Source organism: Sulfurimonas sp. NW9 (genome assembly GCF_051132275.1).
In the GTDB taxonomy this organism is placed as follows: domain Bacteria; phylum Campylobacterota; class Campylobacteria; order Campylobacterales; family Sulfurimonadaceae; genus Sulfurimonas; species Sulfurimonas hydrogeniphila.
This window is the reverse complement of sequence record NZ_CP093236.1, coordinates 1,509,098-1,526,636: the sequence shown is the minus strand read 5'-3', so window position 1 is coordinate 1,526,636 and position 17,539 is coordinate 1,509,098. Positions and strand designations below refer to the sequence as shown.

Genomic DNA, 17,539 nt, shown 5'->3' with positions numbered 1-17,539 from the left:
ATTATGCCTTTAGTGAATCTAGTTGTGCTAAAACTTTTTCACGTTTGGCTTCTGCTTCTTTGAGTGCTTCACGATTCTTTGCCAAAACATCTGCCGGAGCATTCGCAACAAAGCGTTCATTGTTCAGCATCCCGCTCAGTTTGCCTATCTCTTTTTGGAGTTTTTCATCCTGTTTTGTCAGTTTGTTGATAATCGGTGTCAAATCAATAGAATCTGTCGGAATGAAAGTTTCGCAGCTGTCTGCGATGTCACTGACCGCATTTTCTATTTTTGTATCGGTAAATTCTACATCTTCCACTTTTGCAAGTTTTGCGATAAAAGGCAACATCATTGCCTTTTCTTTTTCGCTCAGACCGTCAATTTTCACATAGGCTTTTTGATTTTCTGATTTGCCAGATCAACCAAAACTTTTGCACGGCGAATGGAGACGATGGCATCCATAATGGCAAATGTTTTTTCTTCTTTGCGCTGTTTTGTTTTATGTGGAAATTTTTAATCATAATAGAATCAGTATTTTCAAAGAAGTGCCGCTGAGTTCATGGTAGAGATGTTCTGTGATAAACGGCATAAACGGATGCAGGAGTTTCATGGCTTCTTTGAAAATTGCACCAAGTTCTATGATGGATGCTTTGTCTGCTTTACTCAACTCAATACCCCAGTCACAAAATTCATTCCATAAGAAACGGTACATTGTAAGGGCGGCATCGTTAAACTTGTACTCATCAAGATAGGTACGAACCTCTTTTGTAGCAAAATTCAAACGGCTCATCATAACGACCAAGATCGGTCTCAACACAAAAACTCTCCATATCAGGAAAAGTATCACCATTCATCTGCAGGTATTTGCTTGCATTGTAGAGTTTGTTTGTAAAGTTACGGTTTTGTTCGAGTTTGTCAACACTCATTCGTATATCACGTCCCTGAGCAGCAGAAATGGCAAGAGTAAAGCGTAATATATCAGCAGAGTATTTATTGACCATATCAAGAGGATCAATGACATTGCCTTTTGATTTGCTCATTTTCTGACCGTGTTCATCACGCACAAGAGCGCATGCAGATAGATGTGGTTAAACGGCAGTTCTCCTATAAAATGTTCGCCCATCATCATCATTCTTGCAACCCAGAAGAAAAGAATGTCAAAACCGGTAATAAGCAAAGAGTTTGGATAAAAATCTTTCATATCCTGTGATTGAAAAAGCTTGTCCATCTCGGTATCACCTTGACCCCAGCCAAGTGTAGAGAATGGCCACAAAGCAGAAGAAAACCATGTATCGAGTACATCAGGGTCTTGAGAGATGTTTTTTGAAGCACATTTTGGACACTCAGTCGGGTGTTCATTTTCTGTTGCCCATTCATGGTCACAATCCCCGCAGTAAAAAACAGGAATCTGGTGTCCCCACCAGAGTTGACGGCTTATACACCAGTCACGGAGTTCACCCATCCATGAATTGTAAGGAGTTTATCCAGTGCGGCGGGAAAAATTTTGCTTCACCTGCATTTGTTTTTTGTATGATTTGTCAGCGACTTCTTTGCGAACAAACCATTGTTTTGAAATATACGGCTCTACTACATTTTTACATCGGTAACAGTGTCCAACCTGATGTTTGTGGTCTTCTATTTAACGATATAACCCTCTTCCTGGAGTCTTTTTACAATAGGTTCTCGTGCTTCAAGGCGTTCCATGCCTTTGAATTCTCCGGCATAGTCATTTAAAATACCTTTTTCATCAAAAACCGTAATAAATTCCAAATCATGGCGTTTCCCGACTTCGTAGTCATTCTGGTCATGTGCAGGCGTGACTTTTACGACACCTGTTCCAAACTCCGTATCGACATAAGCGTCTGCAATAATTTTAATCTTTCTATCAAGAAGCGGTAAAACAACTTCTTTTCCTATGATGTCTTTGTATCTTTCATCATCAGGATGTACCATGACGGCAGTATCTCCAAAATAGGTTTCAGGTCGTGTAGTCGCCACTTCAACACTGCCGCTGCCATCTGCAAAATGGTAAAGCATATGGTAAAACTTACCATCTTCTTCTTCGTGTTCTACTTCGATATCTGAGAGGGCCCCGTCATGTGTGCACCAGTTTACCATGTAGTTTCCGCGAACAATCAAACCTTCATTGTAGAGATGGACAAAAGCTTCTTTGACTGACTTTTGCAGACCTTCATCCATGGTAAAGCGCTCTCTCTCCCAGGCAGGACTTACGCCCATTTTACGAAGCTGTTCTGTCATTATGCCGGCAGATTCTTCTTTCCATGCCCAGACTTTTTCCAAAAATGCTTCGCGTCCTATCTCTTCTTTCGTGAGTCCCTGTTCTAAGAGTTGTTTTTCAACAACATTTTGTGTGGCAATTCCTGCATGGTCCGTTCCCGGCTGCCAAAGTGTTTTGTAGCCGTCCATGCGTTTGTAGCGGGTAATGATGTCTTGGAGTGTAAAGGTAAGAGCATGCCCGATATGCAGTCGTCCTGTTACGTTTGGCGGTGGCATCATAATAGAGAAGTTTTTATTTTCTTCTTGTATGGCTTTGTTTCCGTCTGTTTCGAAGTATTTTCTTTCTTCCCAAATTTTATAATATTTGTTTTCGGTTTCTTGTGGATTGTATTTGTTGTCTGACATAGTGCGCGCCTTAAATTATCTAAATTAAAATTGCGCGATTATATCCAAAAAGAGGTGAGTATTTGCTTAGAAATTGCTATATGCCGGTTACTCTCTTTTTTATCTCTATCTTATCATTGTACATATTTTTATCAGCTACTTCTATAACCTGTGGCAGGAGATCATTTTTTTTAAATTTGGTTACACCAAATGAAAAACTGACACGAAAGGTGTCGTTGTGTGCTTTTAATTTTTTGCCAAGAACATTTTCTCTGATTGTATTTAAAAAAGAGCTTGCTTTTTCCTCGGAGACACTGTCGCCAAAGAGTATGATAAACTCATCACCTCCGTAGCGTATGACAGGAATTTTTAATTTTTTCAGTTCATTTGTCAAAAATATTAAAACTTTATCACCGATAATGTGGCCATGTGTATCGTTCACCTGTTTAAAATAGTTCAGATCTATAATAGCAAGCGTTCCATTATGCACAAAAGTATTGCCAAGCGGGTCCAGGTGAGTATCATGAAGCCATTTTCTGTTATATGCGTGGGTCAGTTCATCTTTGTAAACAGATTCTTTGAGTTTTTCAATTTCTTGACGAAGATATTGCGTCTCTTGCAACACCTGATTGAGAATTTTTCGTCTTTGTTCTCAATAGCATGAATGGCCCTGTTTGTATTTTCACTTAAGGCCTGTACATTTTTGGATGTTTCATTTTGTAAAGTTGTAAATCGTGAACATTCAGTTTCTATAATTTTTCTTGAAAGGCTTTCCTCATCTTCTATTTCAAGATTGTTTTTCTTGGCAAAGTCTGAAAAAACTGAAGCATAAATAGTAGGTGTGACAACAGGAATCTGTGCGATAGAGTTTTTTGCCTCATTCGAAACAATCTCTAATATTTTTTTATTTTCTTCCATGGCTTGCCTTAAAACATTTAATTTAAATGATTTTAGCATATCCCAAATAAATTTAACAATAAATAAGTATAATCACACTCTTAAAATTTTTGCCCAAGGAGTTTGTTTATGCCGTTGTCCCGATTAAATGAAGAACAGTATGCCGCTGCAACATCTCCTTACAGTAAAAATCTCATCATTGCCTCTGCCGGAACAGGAAAAACCTCGACTATTGTCGGCAGAATCGGACATCTTTTAAACAATGGCATTGCACCAAATGAAATTCTTCTGCTGACTTTTACAAACAAGGCGGCAGCAGAGATGGTGGCACGTGTTGCAGAGTATTTCGGCGGGGGTGTTGCCAAAAAAATTGATGCGGGAACATTTCATGCGGTCAGCTACAGATGGCTGAAAAAAAGAGACAAACGAGTGGTGCTCAAACAGCAGAGAGAACTCAAAACACTCTTTCGCTCTGTCTTTGAAAAGCGCTCTTTTATGCATATAGAGGCTGAAGTACAGCCCTACGGCGGGAATTATCTGTACGATTTGTACTCTTTTTACCAAAATACGGAACTGCAAAATAATTTTGAAGATTGGCTTATAGAAAAATATCCCGAACATGAACTCTTTGCTCTGATATATGCCGATATAGTCGATGAATTTGAAGCACTGAAAAAAGAGTACGGTTTTTTAAATTTTAACGATTTGCTGTTGAACTTCAGAGAGATGTGCAAAAATGACGAACTGGGATATAAAGAGGTTTTGGTGGATGAGTACCAAGACACCAATGCCCTGCAGGGAACGCTTATAGATGCGATGAACCCGCCCTCGCTCTTTTGTGTGGGGGATTATGATCAGAGTATTTATGCTTTTAACGGTGCTGATATCGGGATTATAGGCTCCTTTACGACAAAATATCCTGATGCGGTTGTGCATACTCTGACAAAAAACTACCGCTCTTCTGTGCCTATTCTCTCTCTTGCAAACAAGGTCATTGAGCATAATGAGAGAATTTATCCGAAAAAACTGGAAGTGACACGTATATATGATGCGCAGGCTCCAAAACTTTTGGCATTTGATGAGCTGTTTGACCAGTATCATGCTATGGCTGCCATGATTCGCGATACGCAGACACCCAAGAAGAAATAGCCGTGATTTTTCGTAATAACTCCTCGGCTGACGGTATAGAAGTTGGACTTCGTGAGCTTGATATTCCCTGCAAACGTAAAGGAGGCACAAGTTTTTTTGATTCGCGCGAAATAAAAGCGATACTTGATTTATACACACTGCTTGTGAACGAGTCGGATATGATGGCTTTTATACATCTCTTTGAATTTGCACGGGGCATTGGCTCTGCTATGGCAAAAGAGCTCTATATTGCACTCAAAGCTTTAGGGCAGGGGAGTATTTTTTACGGACTCTATGCGCCTGATGAGGGGATGAAAAATCCTTTTGAAAAGCGCAAACTCAACCATCAGCTCGGTCTTTTTGATGATTTTTTGGAACTCGGTGCTGTCGGAAAATATGCAAAACTCGGATTTGAAGCAAAATTTATGAAAAATCCGGTACTCAAACATCCAAAACTTACAAAAGAGAGCGCGACTTTTTTGCATAATTTTTACTTGCTTTTTCGTGATCTAAAAGGGGTGAAACAGCCAAAAACAGTCGTGAAAAAAATTGCAAATTCATCGCTTTACATGTATATATCCGATGTACTTGCAACTAAAAGAGCGACACTCAAAGACGGTTCTGTTGATGAGAAACAAAAAACGGAAGCACTGAGCAGAATACAGAGAAAAACTCTGCTTTTAGAAGAGCTCTCAAAACCTTATTCTGAGCATGAACGTTTTTTAAATGCGATGATTTTGGGTTCATCCGACTTGACGCAGGGAGAGGGGGTTAATCTCTTGAGTGTGCATGCAAGCAAAGGGCTTGAATACAAAGAAGTGTATGTGATAGATTTGATGGACGGGCGTTTTCCAAACAGAAAACTGATGCAGCGGGGTGGGAGTCTTGATGAAGAGCGACGGCTTTTTTATGTGGCAGTCACACGGGCAAAAGACATACTCTATTTGAGTTATGCCAAATACGACAAGATTAAAAAACAGAACTTTGTGCCAAGCCAGTTTTTGTATGAAGCCGGAATGGTTCCAAAAGATGAAGCTTACAGGAAAATGGTAATGCAGGAAGAAAAAGAGGAAGAGTAGTTTTTCGAACCTGTACTTTTAATTCTAAACAGTCGGCACTAAAGTACCGATTCCATGGAATATGCGGTTTGCTCGGAACCCATCCTTTAGGGTGGGCCGAGAGTGGGAGGAAAGCAACAGCAGTCGGTGCTACAGTACCGATTCCGGACACAATGCCATATTAGCTTTCATTGCGTAACTTTCTGGTTTCTAAAAAGAAACTGTGTCCAAGATATATCACATAAAAAACAGATGCAAAAAATATAACAAAAGGGATGAGTGAGAGCAGATAGAGTCCCAGTGTCTTGAGCCTGAGTGTATTGGCATGAAAAAACCTGATTTTCATCGCTTCTTCTTTGGTGCATATTGCCGAAGAGACATCATAGATCATCATTTTATGAAAGAAGTAATACAGCGGAAAATTGAATGCTATGATGTTTACAACGGGTATAAAATACAGGGGAATAAATACAAAAAACAGGACAATCATAACAAACATCCATTTCAGTGTTAAAAATATGCCTTCTGCTGCATTGGAATAGCCTATCATTGCTACATCCTGATAGTGCCTGTAGTGAATTTCTTTCAAAATAGCATGGGTTAAAAAGCCGATAACAAGCAGTGCTACAAATATAGAAGCATACAATGTCATGAATCCGCCTATGGTATAGATAAGAAAAGTGGCTATCCAGGAAGTCAGCGCACTGCTCATTAAAAATTTCATGATGCCCGTACCTGCGAGTGTGGCCTGAAAGCTTTCTGTGTGAGGTATGCCGTTTTGGATCGTCGTTTGTGTGCTTTGTATCTCCATGGTTGTGAGCTGGTCAACACCAAGACCGGCAACGATAAAAAAGAGAATATACAAAATTAGCATACTGATGACAAAAGGCATGAGTGAATACATCAGCATTTTTTTTGTAAAAAGGTCTTTGATACTCAGAGCAAGGATGTTTGTCTCATTCTCCATTTATATATTTTCCTCAATGATTTGAAATGCTTTTTGTGTATCGTCTGCACTCATTTTTCCTGATTTGTAAAAGAGGACTTTGCCGTCTTTTGAAAAAATGACGATATTTGAAGCATCATCCGCTATCTTCCACTCTTTTACCAGAGTTTTGTCTTTGTCCTTTACATAGATCGTTTTTGGAAATTCTTTTTGTTTGCCTTTGAGGATGGCTTCGATTGCGAAGTTTGGTTTCCATGTTGCCGCCATATTGACAATGGCAATACTGCCAAACGCTCCTTTTTCTCTGTAGTGTTTTTTCTTCAGTGCCTGAGAAAAATCTTCATTGACATCTTTTTCATCAGGATCAACATAAAACATGACAAATACTTTATTTTTAAGCATATTTGAGTTCCATGCGCCTCCTGTTACCAGTCCTCCTTTTTCACCCTCTATTGTTACATTTTTTGGTGCTTCCCCGATTGTAAGTGCATACAAATTGAGGGTGGTTAAAAGTGCTGCCAGTGTTAGTTTTATTTTCATCGTTTACTCCATAGTTTTTGGTTGAGTTGTAACTCCCCGACAATTCCCAGTGCCAAATGCAGGGTTTGTATATATTGCATTGCTATTTTATACTTTAAAAGTGAATGAAATACAGACGGTTCAAAAAGATCTTTATTATACTCTATTGCCATATAAATATTGCCGTCTAAAAAAGAGACATAGAGAGGGTGTTTTGATTTTTTTTTCAAATGCAGAAGTTTGCTCATAAGTGTATGTGTCAAAATATAGCGTGCTTCAATTTGGTCGTTTGAATAGACAACAAACTCTTTTTCAAAGGCAATATTGTCCATTTTTACAAGTTCGCTGCGGCTCATATTGTTTGCCTGCAGCCAGTTGCCGATAAGCGTGCCAAATGTATTTTGGGCACTGTCGGGAAGAATGATGGTTTGGGATGCAAAATGTTTGTTAAATTCGCAAACAATAAAAAGACCTTGAAATATTGTGCTCCAGCTTGTTCTGCCTTTTGAATCTTTATGTTTTTTTTGGGCATGAATATCTGAGAGTTCTATTTTTATTCCATCAATTGCTCCTCGAATATAGTCATTGCCGCTGAATTTGTCAGGCCGTGCGGTAAAAATCTTTGAACGGGTGAAACTCTCTTGTGCAATATGCGCATTTGGCAGATAAGTGAGATTTTTATCGATCTCTTGAATCAAGGGCTCAATGATGAGGCTCTTAAACTGTGCGGTATAATCTTTGATGAGGTATTTGTATATGCCTCCGCCCACAGTGAGGTACACAACTGCTGCAAAAATCCAGGCTTCAATGTTTTGGATGTTTTGTAAAAGTGCAAAAGCAAAAAGCAGGAAAATAACAGTATATACAATACCGATATTTATGATCTTTTTTTTAAGTTTTTCTCTTTTATTTTCAAGTTCCTGCAAAACAGGGAAGAGTGTTTTATAGTAAAAATCTGTTAACTCACTGATATTTTTCATATCTTAAGAAAACAGCTCTTTGACATTGACATTTTTTCTCTCGTCTTCACTGATGACAAAAACATCTTTTTTCTTGTAGCCCATCATATTTGCCATGATATTTGTAGGAATCTGCTCAAGTGCATTGTTGTAATCCGTAACGGCTTGATTGTAAGCACGGCGGGCTGCCGAGATCTGTGCCTCTACTTCATTGAGCGAATGTTGCAGATGCAGAATGTTTTCATTTGCTTTGAGCTCAGGGTAGTTCTCAACCGCAATCATAATTGAGCCAAGAGCAGCACTCATTTTTTTGTCCAAATCTATTTTCTCTTTGTTGCTCAGATTTGTTTTGTTTGCCTGGGCACGGAGTTTTGTTATATCTTCAAGGATTGATTTTCATGCTGCATATACTTACTGACACCGGCAACAAGATTTGGTATGAGGTCATATCGTTTTTTCAAAAGCGTATCGACTGAGGCAAAAATATTTTCAACCTGATTTTTCTTTGCAACAAGCGAGTTGTACATAAGAATGAGAACTATGGCAAGCACTATGAGAATTATAAGCGGTGTGGACATACAAGCAACCTTTTTTAATATAAGTATATTTTATCTGTTTATGTTTTAATCTGCACTTATGGCGTTGGCCGCCGCATAGGCACTTGCCCAGGCAAAAGCAAAGTTGTATCCGCCGCGTTTGCCGACGACATCGAGACACTCTCCTATAAAGTAGAGATTCTTCTGTTTTTTTGATTCAAATGTTTTGTTGTTTATTTCTAAGGTATTTATGCCTCCGCCGCTGACTTCTGCGTGCCGAAATCCATGCGTGTCTGTTACTTCAAATCGCCAGTTGAGCATCAGGTTTGCTATTTTTTTGGAGAGTTTTGTATCTATATTTTTGCTCTCAGGGTTGAGATGCAGGTCCTGCAAAATACCGTTTGCTATTTTTAAGGGAACTAAGCCGACCAATACATCCAAAAGAGTAAACGCAGGCATGTTTTTCTTTACATGTAAGAGATGGGCAGAGAGTTTTTGTGCTGTAAATTCAGGAAGCAGGTTGATGGAGATATCAACAGCCCCGTACTCCAAGAGTGCTTGTGAGGCATGTTGGGAGATATCCAAAATAGCAAAACCGGAAACACCGTAATTTGTAAAAAGCACATCGCCGTTACATGTAAGCTCTTTTTGCTGATTGACAAACAGCGTTACTTCGGCATTGATTTTGGCTCCGCTCATTTTGTGGGCTGTTTTAGAATTGAGGTGGAGTTGTACCAAAGAGGGGTAGGCTTCAATGACAGTGTGCCCAAAGGCTTTGGCAAACTCCTCGGCATCGGCATTACCGCCCAAATGAGAAGCAGCACGCGAACCGCTGGCAACGACAACACTGTCATAGCTGTTTGTCAGTTTTTTTATATCGGTAATTTTATGCTCTGTATGAAAAACAACGCCAAGGCTCAGGGCATATTCTATAAAAATCTTGGCAACACTTTTGGCTTCATTGCTCAGCGGATAGGCTCTTCCGTCATCCGTTACATGTAAGAGCAGTCCGATTGATGCGGCAAATTTTTCAAACTCTTTAAATCCGAAGTTCCTGATGGCATACTCTACAAAATTCGGATTTTGAGAAAAAAAATCGTTTACATGTAAATTTTTGTTTGTAATATTACAGCGTCCGTTTCCAGAGACGAGAATTTTTTTTGCCGGTTTGGTATTTTGCTCATAGAGCGTTACATGTAAACCTGCTTTTGCACAAAAGACGGCACACAAAAGCCCGCTTGCACCGCCTCCGATGATTGCAACTGATTTTGCCATTACAGATGTACTACCTTTGCTCCAAATCCGCCCATATGCTGTGGGGCATCCTCAAATTTTTTCACTCGCGGGTGGCGTTTTAAAAACTCTTTGACCGCATAAGAGAGTTTTCCTGTGCCTATGCCGTGATAGACTATGACTTCATCCCAGCCGTTGATAAGGGCGTCGCTTAAAAATTTGTCTAAGACTTCACAGGCCTCTTCGCCTCTTAAACCGTGCAAGTCACATTTGAGTCCCGCTTTTTTCTCTACATGTAAGCTCAGATTTGTCGCCGGTTTCGGTTGAATGATTTGTGTAGGTTTGAGATGTTTTGTTCTGACGCGAACCCGCATACCGTCCACTTCTATGGTCGCCTCGTTTTTGCCTTTCATGGAGACTATCGTCCCTTTTTGGGAGTGGTATTTGACTTTGTCTCCGACTTTAAACTCTATATTTCTTTTGTCCTCTTTTTGTGTCTGTTTTGGCAGTTTTTTGTTTGCTTTGTTCATCGCACGGTGAATCTCTTTGACATCGCCTGCTTTTGCCGCATTTTTGGCTTCGTTTATGGCAACATCATAAGAGTGTTTGAGTGCTGCTTTTTCTTTTTCAAGTTCACGCAAAAGCTGTTCTTTTTGTTCTTTGAGGGCATGCTCTTTTTTATGAATTTCATCCAGTTTTTCATCGACTTTTTGATGTTTTTGCCTGAGTTCACGTTCAAGTTGTGAACCGCGTTCGATCAAGAGTGAAAGTTTTTCCGAGTTGTCGCCGTAGACTTTTTTTGCCTCATTGACAATGGTATTTGAAATGCCGTAACGGCTGGCTGTTTCAAATGCGTAACTTTTCCCGATGATACCCTGCATAAATTCATAAGTGGGTTTTCGCTGCTCTTCATCATAAATGGCAGCCATCAGTTCCACATCATCACGGTCTGCCATCAGTGCAGCAAGGCGTTTGTGGTGGGTGGTCACAACCACTTTTTGTCCGCGTTTGATTAAATCATCGAGAATGACCTTAAAAAGCGCCGCCGCTTCATCAGAGTCTGTTCCGAGTTCTATCTCATCGACTCCGATGAGTGCTGATTTGTACTCAAATATACGTGAAAACTGCTGCATTCTGCCTGCAAAAGTCGAGATGTCGTTTTTGACATTTTGCGGATCATCTATAATGGCCTGTATCGCTTTAAAATTGCCTATATGTGACTTTGTCTCATTAAGTTTCATAGGAATAATATACTTTGCCATAAAAGAAGCCGCCAATATGGACTTCAAAAGCATGGTTTTTCCGCCGGCATTGACACCCGTAATCATCAAAATATTTTTGGAAAAGTCAACATTGATAGGTTTTGCATTATGCAGAGCCGGGTGAATAAAACTGTTGAGCACTATTTTTGAATCTTTTTTGCTTTTGACGAGCTGCAGGTTTTTGCTTTTTGCAAAGAGTACCCGTGCCTGATAGTTGTCAAACTTTGTAAACTCTTTGTCTATAAAGTTGATAAAAGGCTGCAGTTCATAGAGTTTTTTTGAAAATTCTTTGGCATATTCGTAAAATATTGCTTCACGTTCTTGCTCTATAAAACGAATTTGCTCTTTTGATTTAAGTACGCTGTCGGGTGCAACATAAAAAAATCCACCGGTACTTCTGCCAAGTATGGCACCTTTAAGGACATGGTTAAATCCGCCGCGTACAAGCAGACACTCTTCATTGTTTATAAAGTGAATCTGGGTATCGACAAGGTAGCCGGCGAGTTTGGAACTCGACATCATTCTTTTGAGTGCGCCTGAGATGTTGCTTTTGTGCTCTTGTATGCGTTTACTGAGCGCAAAAAGGTTTTCATCCAGATTTTCTTCAAATTTTCCGTCATTTGTGAAATATTTTTCTATTTCCAAAAACTGTTCCGGGATGATGAATTTTTCCATCCATTCTCCGATTAGGCCCTCAAGTTCTCTGTTTTTAAAATAACGAAAATAGCGCACAATTTTGACAATCTCAAAAATCTGTTCAAAATTTAAGACACCGTGTTTTTTCAAATGTCCTTTGATTTCAAAAAAATCACTTACTTTAGGCGGGGCTTTAAACTCCAGCTTATCCAACTCTTTGATAACGAAAATGCAGTTCCTGATCACCTTCAATGTACAAAGAGTGTTCACGGGAAAAAAAACTTTTAAACTGTTCTATATGTTCAACTAAGTCAAGTTGGTGGATGAGGGTATCGACTCGGGAACTTTTAGCAGTTTTATTCACAACTGTCTGCACTTATCATCTCTGCATAGTGGGGTGTGTTCTTTTTGCCTATGAAGGTGTAGGTTCCTGTACTGAGGGAGTATATGTCTGCATTGACATCGACGCCGTTACATGTAATCGTTTTTCCCTGTTTGTATTTTATTATTGTCTTGAGCATTTTGTCTCTTTGTGCCTGATTATATTTGTTGTAGGTAATGGCACCGAGTATGATAAAGAGCAATACAGCTCCGATTAGAAGTTTTTGAGAGTTGTTAAGTTCTGTAAAATAATGCAGTGCCGCGAATAAAAGTGTTACTATAATTAAACCGTAAATATATGCCATTACAGTGTGCCTCTGATTTGATAGGTAATATCACCTGCACCAAAACCGATGATGAGCCCTTTATCAAGTGTTTCCAAGTCTTTATTGTCTTTTATAACTTTTATAGTATTGTTACTGCGGGATATTTTGTCCGCTAGAGTAAGGTTGTAATGTTTGAAATTTTCTTGAAAATCAATATCGCGCGGTGCTTCTCCCGCTGCCCATACGGGGAGGATGATAAGCTCGGCCGCTCCGTCGAAACATTTGATGAATTCCTCCAGATTGTCAATGGTTCTGGAGTATTTGTGCGGCTGCCAATGGCTGTAATTTTGTCAAAACCTTTGAGCATGGCATACTCTTTGACCGATTCAAAAGTGGCTTTAATCTCTGTAGGATGATGCCCGTAATCATCTATGATGACACTGTCGTGCTCAAATCCGACAATATCAAAACGTTTTTTAATACCTTTGAAGTTTAAAATATTTTTGCGTATCTCTTCTATGGACATGGATTCATGTGCGGCAAGTATCGCGAGGGCTGCATCAATAGCAATATGCTTGCCAAATCCCCAAACATCAAAACTCCCAAAATCACGGAAGGTAAAACGGGTATGGGGCTGATTGTTTATGAGTACGAACTCTATGTTTTGTATCTCTTTGCTGGGATAAAGCCACTTGGCTTCAACTTCATTGACCAGTGTTGCCAAAAACGGGTCTTCGGCATTTAAAACTTTGAGTGGTGCAAGATTTATGAAAGTTTTGTATGAATCATAAAATCTTTCATAATTATAGTCATAATATTCCATATGTTCAGGTTCGGCATTGATGACAATGGCACAATGTGGATTTGAATTTATAAAGCTTCCGTCACTCTCATCGGCTTCAAAGATCATAACATCATTTGTTGCATCGTAACGGACGTTTGAACCAAACTCTTTGGATTCTGCACCGATAATGGCAGAGCCGCTCATAATAGCTGAGAGAATTGCTGTTGTTGTGCTCTTTCCATGTGCTCCGGCAACAGAGTAGACTTTTTTGTCATGAAGAATTTTAGGCAGTGCTTCACGGCGGGCAAGCACTTCTATACCTTTTTCTTTGGCTGCAATAATTTCGGGATTGTCAGGGCGGATAATCGCAGAGTGTACAATCAGGTCGTGATTCGTAACAGCATCTGCAGAGTGGGGTATGGTTACATGTAAACCAAGAGCGCGCAGTTTTTTGGTAATAACAGTCTCTTTGATGTCAGAACCGCTGACTTCATGCCCTTTGTAATGCATATACTGTGCAAGTCCTGAGATACCGATGCCGCCGATGCCGATGAAGTGTATTTTCATGCTTGTATGCCTTTGTCTTTCATTGTGTCGAGCAATTTTTGTGCCTCTTGCTGAAACTCGCTTATGTAAAAAGTTCCCGCTCTTTGTGTCGCTTCCAAATCTGCAACTCTGTCAAGGAAGTCATCAAAAGAAATTTTTTCCTCTGCTGCTATCCAGTGCAGTTTTAAAGCATTTGAAAATTTTTCGTCATTACTAAGCCCGCTGAGTACCTCAAAGAGGGCAGCAGCATCATTTGTCTTACCGGCGGAGTAGTGCTCTATCGCATATTCATACAAAGCACGCAGGGTTGCAAAATCCTGCACTTCGTTCATATCCATTTTTCTGTGTTCTTCGAGTGTTTGGGTAAGCTTTTCCAGCGCCAAATCAAGAATATTTGCATAAAAACCTTGCAGTGTTTCTTCATCGAAACTCTCATGTGCCTGCTGTTCCAAAACATAAAGTGCTGCTATGTCACCGCTTTGCTGGGCTTTGAGGATTTTTTCTTTTAACTCTTTATCTTTGCTCATTTAAACATTCCTTAATTCTTACAAGTGCATCTTTTGTTTTTTGGGGATTCTCAACCAGTGCAATACGAATGAATCCTTTGCCCGGGTTGTCGTCTTTTGCATCTTCTCGGGCGAGATATTCGCCCGGAAGTACTTTTACATTGTAGTTTTTGTATAATCTTTTAGTAAATTCAAGCGCGTCACCGACATGTATCCAGAGGTAAAATGTAGCATCAGGAATCTTGGTTCCCAATATCTCCTGGGCTATACGAAAGTTTTCCTGATAGACAGCTCTTGCTTTGACAACATGTTCTTCATCGCTCCATGCCGCTGCTGCCGCATATTGCAAAGGTAATGGCGAAGCACAGCCTATGTAGGTTCTGTACTTCATATACTCTCCCAATATTGTGGCGTCACCGGCGATAAAACCGGAGCGAAGACCAGGTGCAGAAGAACGCTTGGAAATGGAGTTAATCACTAAAATATTTTTAAATGTGTCATTGTTTACATGTAATGCGGCTTCTAGGAGTGAAGGCATCGGTCTGTTTGTATATATTTCGCTGTAACATTCATCATTGAGCAAAACGAAATCATGTTTGAGAGCGAGTTTGACCCACTCTCCAAGTTCGTCAAGAGTGAGCGTTGCCGTAGTAGGATTGTTTGGAAAGTTAAGTATAACCAGATCACACTTTGCCAGCTCTTCTTCGTTGATTTTTGGTTTAAAGCTGTTTTTTTCACTCAAATTCAAATGTATCACTTTTGCTCGTGTCGCTGTTGCCGCACCTTCGTAGATTTGGTAAAAAGGGTTTGTGTAGGCAATAACGGGATTTTTCTTGTCAAAAAGCAAAAACTGCGGAAAGTTAAAAAGGACTTCGCGCGTGCCGAATGTGGGAATGATTTGTGCATCGTTCAGCGTGACACCAAAGCGTTTGCCTATAAAATCTCTTTGCGCTTCTCTTAAAATCGTCTCACCGCTGGTTTTTGGATATTTTTTTAAAAGTGCGGTATTGTCAGTTAATGTTTTTTGTATGAAATCAGGTGTTTCAAACTGTGGTTCGCCGATTGTGAGAACAGAGGGATAATAGCCTTTGTTTGGTTGTATATTTTGTAATAAATTGTTTAATTTTTCAAATGGATAGGGTTCAAAATTCATAGTTTTCATCGCTTTATTAAATTAAAGCTATTATACTGTACAATAACTAATAAACAATTAAGGAATATGAAAATGAAGATAGTATTATCAGTTGTACTTGCAATGTTGATTGCAGGATGCAGTGACGAGAAAAAATCTGAGAATGTATCGGCTACAGCAGAAGCTGCGAAAGAGGTACAAACGGTCCAAAAACAACCTGTTCAAACCCGACAAAATGATGCAATGCAAAAAGTTGCTGCAGTGCAAAAAGCCATTGAAACAAAGAAGCTTGTAGTGGTAGAAAAGGTAACAAAAGATGTGCCCCAGACAAAAACAGTTGACGGTGCAAAACTTTTTACTGCTTGTTCAAGTTGTCACGGAGCACATGCTGAGAAAAAAGCTTTAGGAAAATCTCAGATAATTAAAGGATGGGACAAAACAAAAATCATAACGGCGCTCAAAGGCTATAAAGACGGAACATACGGCGGAGCTATGAAAGCTGTTATGAAAGGACAGGCGACAAAACTTTCTGATGCAGACATCAAAGCTTTGGCAGAATATATTTCTCAATTATAATATGTAATATTACACTGATATTCAAGTAAAGTTGGTACAATTACAAAAAGGGTACCTTAAAAAATAGAAACGGGAAATATTAATGACAATAATAGTGAATGGAAACAGCAAAGTTTTTAAAGAAGATATAACACTCTTGGAAATATTAAAAGAACTTGATTTGGTTGATAAAGTTATGGCAGCGGCAGTAAATATGGAAATCGTAAAGCAAAATGACTGGGATAAAAAAGTTTTAAAAGATAATGATAAACTAGAACTGCTTGATTTTGTCGGAGGAGGGTGAGTTTAAAAACTCTATACTGACAACACTGATGGCATAGTCTCCGTCATGTGTAATCGATAAAGCAACATCAGTAATCTTAAATTTTTCAATGATCTTTTTTGAAAGTGCAAAAAGCGGAGCGCCTTTTTCCGATTTATAAATTTTCATATCGAAAAAGGAACACTCTGCACCTATGCCTGTTCCCAGTGCTTTAGAAAATGCCTCTTTTGCAGCCCAGAATCCGGCTGCTGTTTTGTAGGACTTTACAAGTCTGATCTCATTTTCTGATAGAAATCTGCGAAGCCCTTTGTCACCGAACCGCGTCATCAGATGCTGCATACGCGATGCTTTTATAATATCTATCCCAATCATTAATTATTGAATGACAAATTCAGTAAAATAGATACCTTGTATTTTTCCGTCAGTAATCATAGAGTTCAGTGTATCCATAATTTGTTGTGAAACTTTTTGTTTGCCTTTTTTGGAAGAGATTTCTTCTAAAGTTTTAGAACTGAGTATTCGAATAATTCTGTCCCGAAGTACCGGTGCTTTTGAGTCAAGTTCATGACTGAGCTCGGGAGAATCAAGTTCTAAAGACATTGTTGCTTTGAGATATCTTCTTCCTGAATCACTTTTTAAGTTAACTGTAAAAGTGTCCAGCGGATATAAGACACCGATATCACTCAGTTTTCTGTTGTTGTCAAATGAACTGCTAGATACACTCTTTCTGCTTGTATGTGTATCTGCCATTCTTTCCTGTGCCTGAGGAGCATTGTTGACTACTGCTTCTTCATCTGAACCCATTAACAAAAAGGCAACTACAGCACCTATAATTATGATAAGAATCAAAACAACAATGATAATAATCATCAGCAAATTACTGGATTTTTTTTCTACGGGTGCGGATTCTTCGGTTTCTTTTTCTTCAGCCATATTTCTTCCTTGAAATTACAGTTTTATTTTTGTTAGTATATCAGAAAAATAATTATTTTTATTTTCAGTTAATAACTTTAACATCAAGAGACTTGATTATTTCTTCAAAAATCGGTCCGGCTTCACGATTACAGTCATCATGAAATTCAATAACCAAAACTTCTTTTCCATTAGCGACTTTTGTTGTATATGTGTCAGGCTTGAAAGCATATTTATTGATTATTGATTCTATTTTTGCACATACATCATCTTTTTCTTTCGCACATTCGTAAGCCAGTGACAATCTTGAAAATCGTTCTTCGCTTCTAAACTCTGCATCTATCATTTTTTGCCTTTTGAAAATATAGAGTTATTATACAACGAAATTATGCAAATATA

General features: G+C 39.1%; 14 protein-coding genes and 5 pseudogenes. 3 read left to right on the top strand and 16 right to left on the bottom strand.

The window, feature by feature from the left end; genetic code table 11:
* Window position 1: 1 nt before the first annotated feature.
* From MLC44_RS08650 to MLC44_RS08640, 3 genes and pseudogenes are all read right to left on the bottom strand, one after another.
* Window positions 2-2,622 (bottom strand): annotated as a pseudogene (locus MLC44_RS08650) (valine--tRNA ligase).
* Between the two features lie 76 nt (window positions 2,623-2,698).
* Entirely contained in the window at window positions 2,699-3,223 is a 525-nt protein-coding gene (locus tag MLC44_RS08645; protein WP_434656950.1) for a GGDEF domain-containing protein, read from the bottom strand.
* Window positions 3,154-3,519, bottom strand: a complete 366-nt coding sequence (locus MLC44_RS08640; RefSeq protein WP_434656948.1) for a hypothetical protein — start codon at window positions 3,517-3,519, stop codon at window positions 3,154-3,156. The genes MLC44_RS08645 and MLC44_RS08640 overlap by 70 nt, the downstream gene beginning before the upstream one ends.
* Window positions 3,520-3,627: 108 nt before the next feature.
* Here MLC44_RS08640 and MLC44_RS08635 point away from each other — a divergent pair.
* Window positions 3,628-5,705: pseudogene (locus MLC44_RS08635) on the top strand (ATP-dependent helicase).
* Window positions 5,706-5,865: 160 nt separating this feature from the next.
* Here MLC44_RS08635 and MLC44_RS08630 read toward each other — a convergent pair.
* From MLC44_RS08630 to MLC44_RS08585, 10 genes and pseudogenes are all read right to left on the bottom strand, one after another.
* Window positions 5,866-6,651, bottom strand: coding sequence for an EI24 domain-containing protein (locus MLC44_RS08630; protein ID WP_151900070.1), 786 nt, complete (start codon window positions 6,649-6,651; stop codon window positions 5,866-5,868).
* Window positions 6,652-7,170: a YtfJ family protein gene (locus tag MLC44_RS08625; RefSeq protein ID WP_434636407.1), complete on the bottom strand. Its 519-nt coding sequence runs from the start codon at window positions 7,168-7,170 to the stop codon at window positions 6,652-6,654.
* Window positions 7,167-8,129, bottom strand: coding sequence for a DUF3137 domain-containing protein (locus MLC44_RS08620; protein WP_434656945.1), 963 nt, complete (start codon window positions 8,127-8,129; stop codon window positions 7,167-7,169). Before MLC44_RS08620 ends, MLC44_RS08625 begins: the two co-directional genes overlap by 4 nt.
* Window positions 8,130-8,132: 3 nt before the next feature.
* Window positions 8,133-8,686 (bottom strand): annotated as a pseudogene (locus tag MLC44_RS08615) (LemA family protein).
* A gap of 45 nt (window positions 8,687-8,731) precedes the next feature.
* Window positions 8,732-9,919, bottom strand: a complete 1,188-nt coding sequence (locus MLC44_RS08610) for an NAD(P)/FAD-dependent oxidoreductase (RefSeq protein ID WP_434636401.1) — start codon at window positions 9,917-9,919, stop codon at window positions 8,732-8,734.
* Window positions 9,919-12,139 (bottom strand): annotated as a pseudogene (locus MLC44_RS08605) (endonuclease MutS2). The gene MLC44_RS08610 and the pseudogene MLC44_RS08605 overlap by 1 nt, the downstream one beginning before the upstream one ends.
* Window positions 12,132-12,461, bottom strand: a complete 330-nt coding sequence (locus MLC44_RS08600) for a hypothetical protein (protein ID WP_434656943.1) — start codon at window positions 12,459-12,461, stop codon at window positions 12,132-12,134. Before MLC44_RS08600 ends, MLC44_RS08605 begins: the two are co-directional and overlap by 8 nt.
* Window positions 12,461-13,773, bottom strand: a pseudogene (murC, locus tag MLC44_RS08595) (UDP-N-acetylmuramate--L-alanine ligase). Before murC ends, MLC44_RS08600 begins: the two are co-directional and overlap by 1 nt.
* Window positions 13,770-14,279, bottom strand: coding sequence for a hypothetical protein (locus tag MLC44_RS08590; protein WP_434656941.1), 510 nt, complete (start codon window positions 14,277-14,279; stop codon window positions 13,770-13,772). The pseudogene murC and the gene MLC44_RS08590 overlap by 4 nt, the downstream one beginning before the upstream one ends.
* On the bottom strand, window positions 14,266-15,411 hold the full coding sequence (locus MLC44_RS08585) for a succinyldiaminopimelate transaminase (RefSeq protein ID WP_434658873.1): 1,146 nt from the start codon (window positions 15,409-15,411) through the stop codon (window positions 14,266-14,268). Before MLC44_RS08585 ends, MLC44_RS08590 begins: the two co-directional genes overlap by 14 nt.
* Window positions 15,412-15,483: 72 nt before the next feature.
* On the opposite strand from MLC44_RS08585, the gene MLC44_RS08580 reads away from it, so the two are divergent.
* Together MLC44_RS08580 and thiS are read left to right on the top strand one after the other, a co-directional pair.
* The gene (locus MLC44_RS08580) at window positions 15,484-15,966 is read left to right on the top strand and encodes a c-type cytochrome (RefSeq protein WP_434656939.1); all 483 of its coding nucleotides are present in this window, start codon (window positions 15,484-15,486) and stop codon (window positions 15,964-15,966) included.
* Window positions 15,967-16,048: 82 nt separating this feature from the next.
* A complete protein-coding gene (thiS, locus tag MLC44_RS08575; RefSeq protein ID WP_434656937.1) occupies window positions 16,049-16,249 on the top strand; it encodes a sulfur carrier protein ThiS in 201 nt (66 codons plus the stop codon).
* Here the strand turns inward: thiS and acpS are convergent.
* The 3 genes from acpS to MLC44_RS08560 all read right to left on the bottom strand — a co-directional run bounded on the left by acpS (window position 16,217) and on the right by MLC44_RS08560 (window position 17,486).
* Window positions 16,217-16,600: a holo-ACP synthase gene (gene acpS, locus MLC44_RS08570; RefSeq protein ID WP_434656935.1), complete on the bottom strand. Its 384-nt coding sequence runs from the start codon at window positions 16,598-16,600 to the stop codon at window positions 16,217-16,219. The two genes, thiS and acpS, sit on opposite strands and share 33 nt — an antisense overlap.
* A 3-nt stretch (window positions 16,601-16,603) precedes the next feature.
* Window positions 16,604-17,161 (bottom strand): flagellar basal body-associated protein FliL, encoded by a 558-nt coding sequence (fliL, locus tag MLC44_RS08565; RefSeq protein WP_434656933.1) that lies wholly within the window; start codon window positions 17,159-17,161, stop codon window positions 16,604-16,606.
* Window positions 17,162-17,225: 64 nt separating this feature from the next.
* A complete protein-coding gene (locus tag MLC44_RS08560; RefSeq protein WP_151900081.1) occupies window positions 17,226-17,486 on the bottom strand; it encodes a hypothetical protein in 261 nt (86 codons plus the stop codon).
* Window positions 17,487-17,539: the final 53 nt, after the last annotated feature.

Coding starts and splice junctions, on each gene's coding strand:
- MLC44_RS08640 (WP_434656948.1), bottom strand. CDS start 3,519: ATGGAAGAAAATAAAAAAATATTAGAGATTGTTTCGAATGAGGCAAAA.
- MLC44_RS08630 (WP_151900070.1), bottom strand. CDS start 6,651: ATGGAGAATGAGACAAACATCCTTGCTCTGAGTATCAAAGACCTTTTT.
- MLC44_RS08625 (WP_434636407.1), bottom strand. CDS start 7,170: ATGAAAATAAAACTAACACTGGCAGCACTTTTAACCACCCTCAATTTG.
- MLC44_RS08620 (WP_434656945.1), bottom strand. CDS start 8,129: ATGAAAAATATCAGTGAGTTAACAGATTTTTACTATAAAACACTCTTC.
- MLC44_RS08610 (WP_434636401.1), bottom strand. CDS start 9,919: ATGGCAAAATCAGTTGCAATCATCGGAGGCGGTGCAAGCGGGCTTTTG.
- MLC44_RS08600 (WP_434656943.1), bottom strand. CDS start 12,461: ATGGCATATATTTACGGTTTAATTATAGTAACACTTTTATTCGCGGCA.
- MLC44_RS08590 (WP_434656941.1), bottom strand. CDS start 14,279: ATGAGCAAAGATAAAGAGTTAAAAGAAAAAATCCTCAAAGCCCAGCAA.
- MLC44_RS08585 (WP_434658873.1), bottom strand. CDS start 15,411: ATGAATTTTGAACCCTATCCATTTGAAAAATTAAACAATTTATTACAA.
- MLC44_RS08580 (WP_434656939.1), top strand. CDS start 15,484: ATGAAGATAGTATTATCAGTTGTACTTGCAATGTTGATTGCAGGATGC.
- thiS (WP_434656937.1), top strand. CDS start 16,049: ATGACAATAATAGTGAATGGAAACAGCAAAGTTTTTAAAGAAGATATA.
- acpS (WP_434656935.1), bottom strand. CDS start 16,600: ATGATTGGGATAGATATTATAAAAGCATCGCGTATGCAGCATCTGATG.
- fliL (WP_434656933.1), bottom strand. CDS start 17,161: ATGGCTGAAGAAAAAGAAACCGAAGAATCCGCACCCGTAGAAAAAAAA.
- MLC44_RS08560 (WP_151900081.1), bottom strand. CDS start 17,486: ATGATAGATGCAGAGTTTAGAAGCGAAGAACGATTTTCAAGATTGTCA.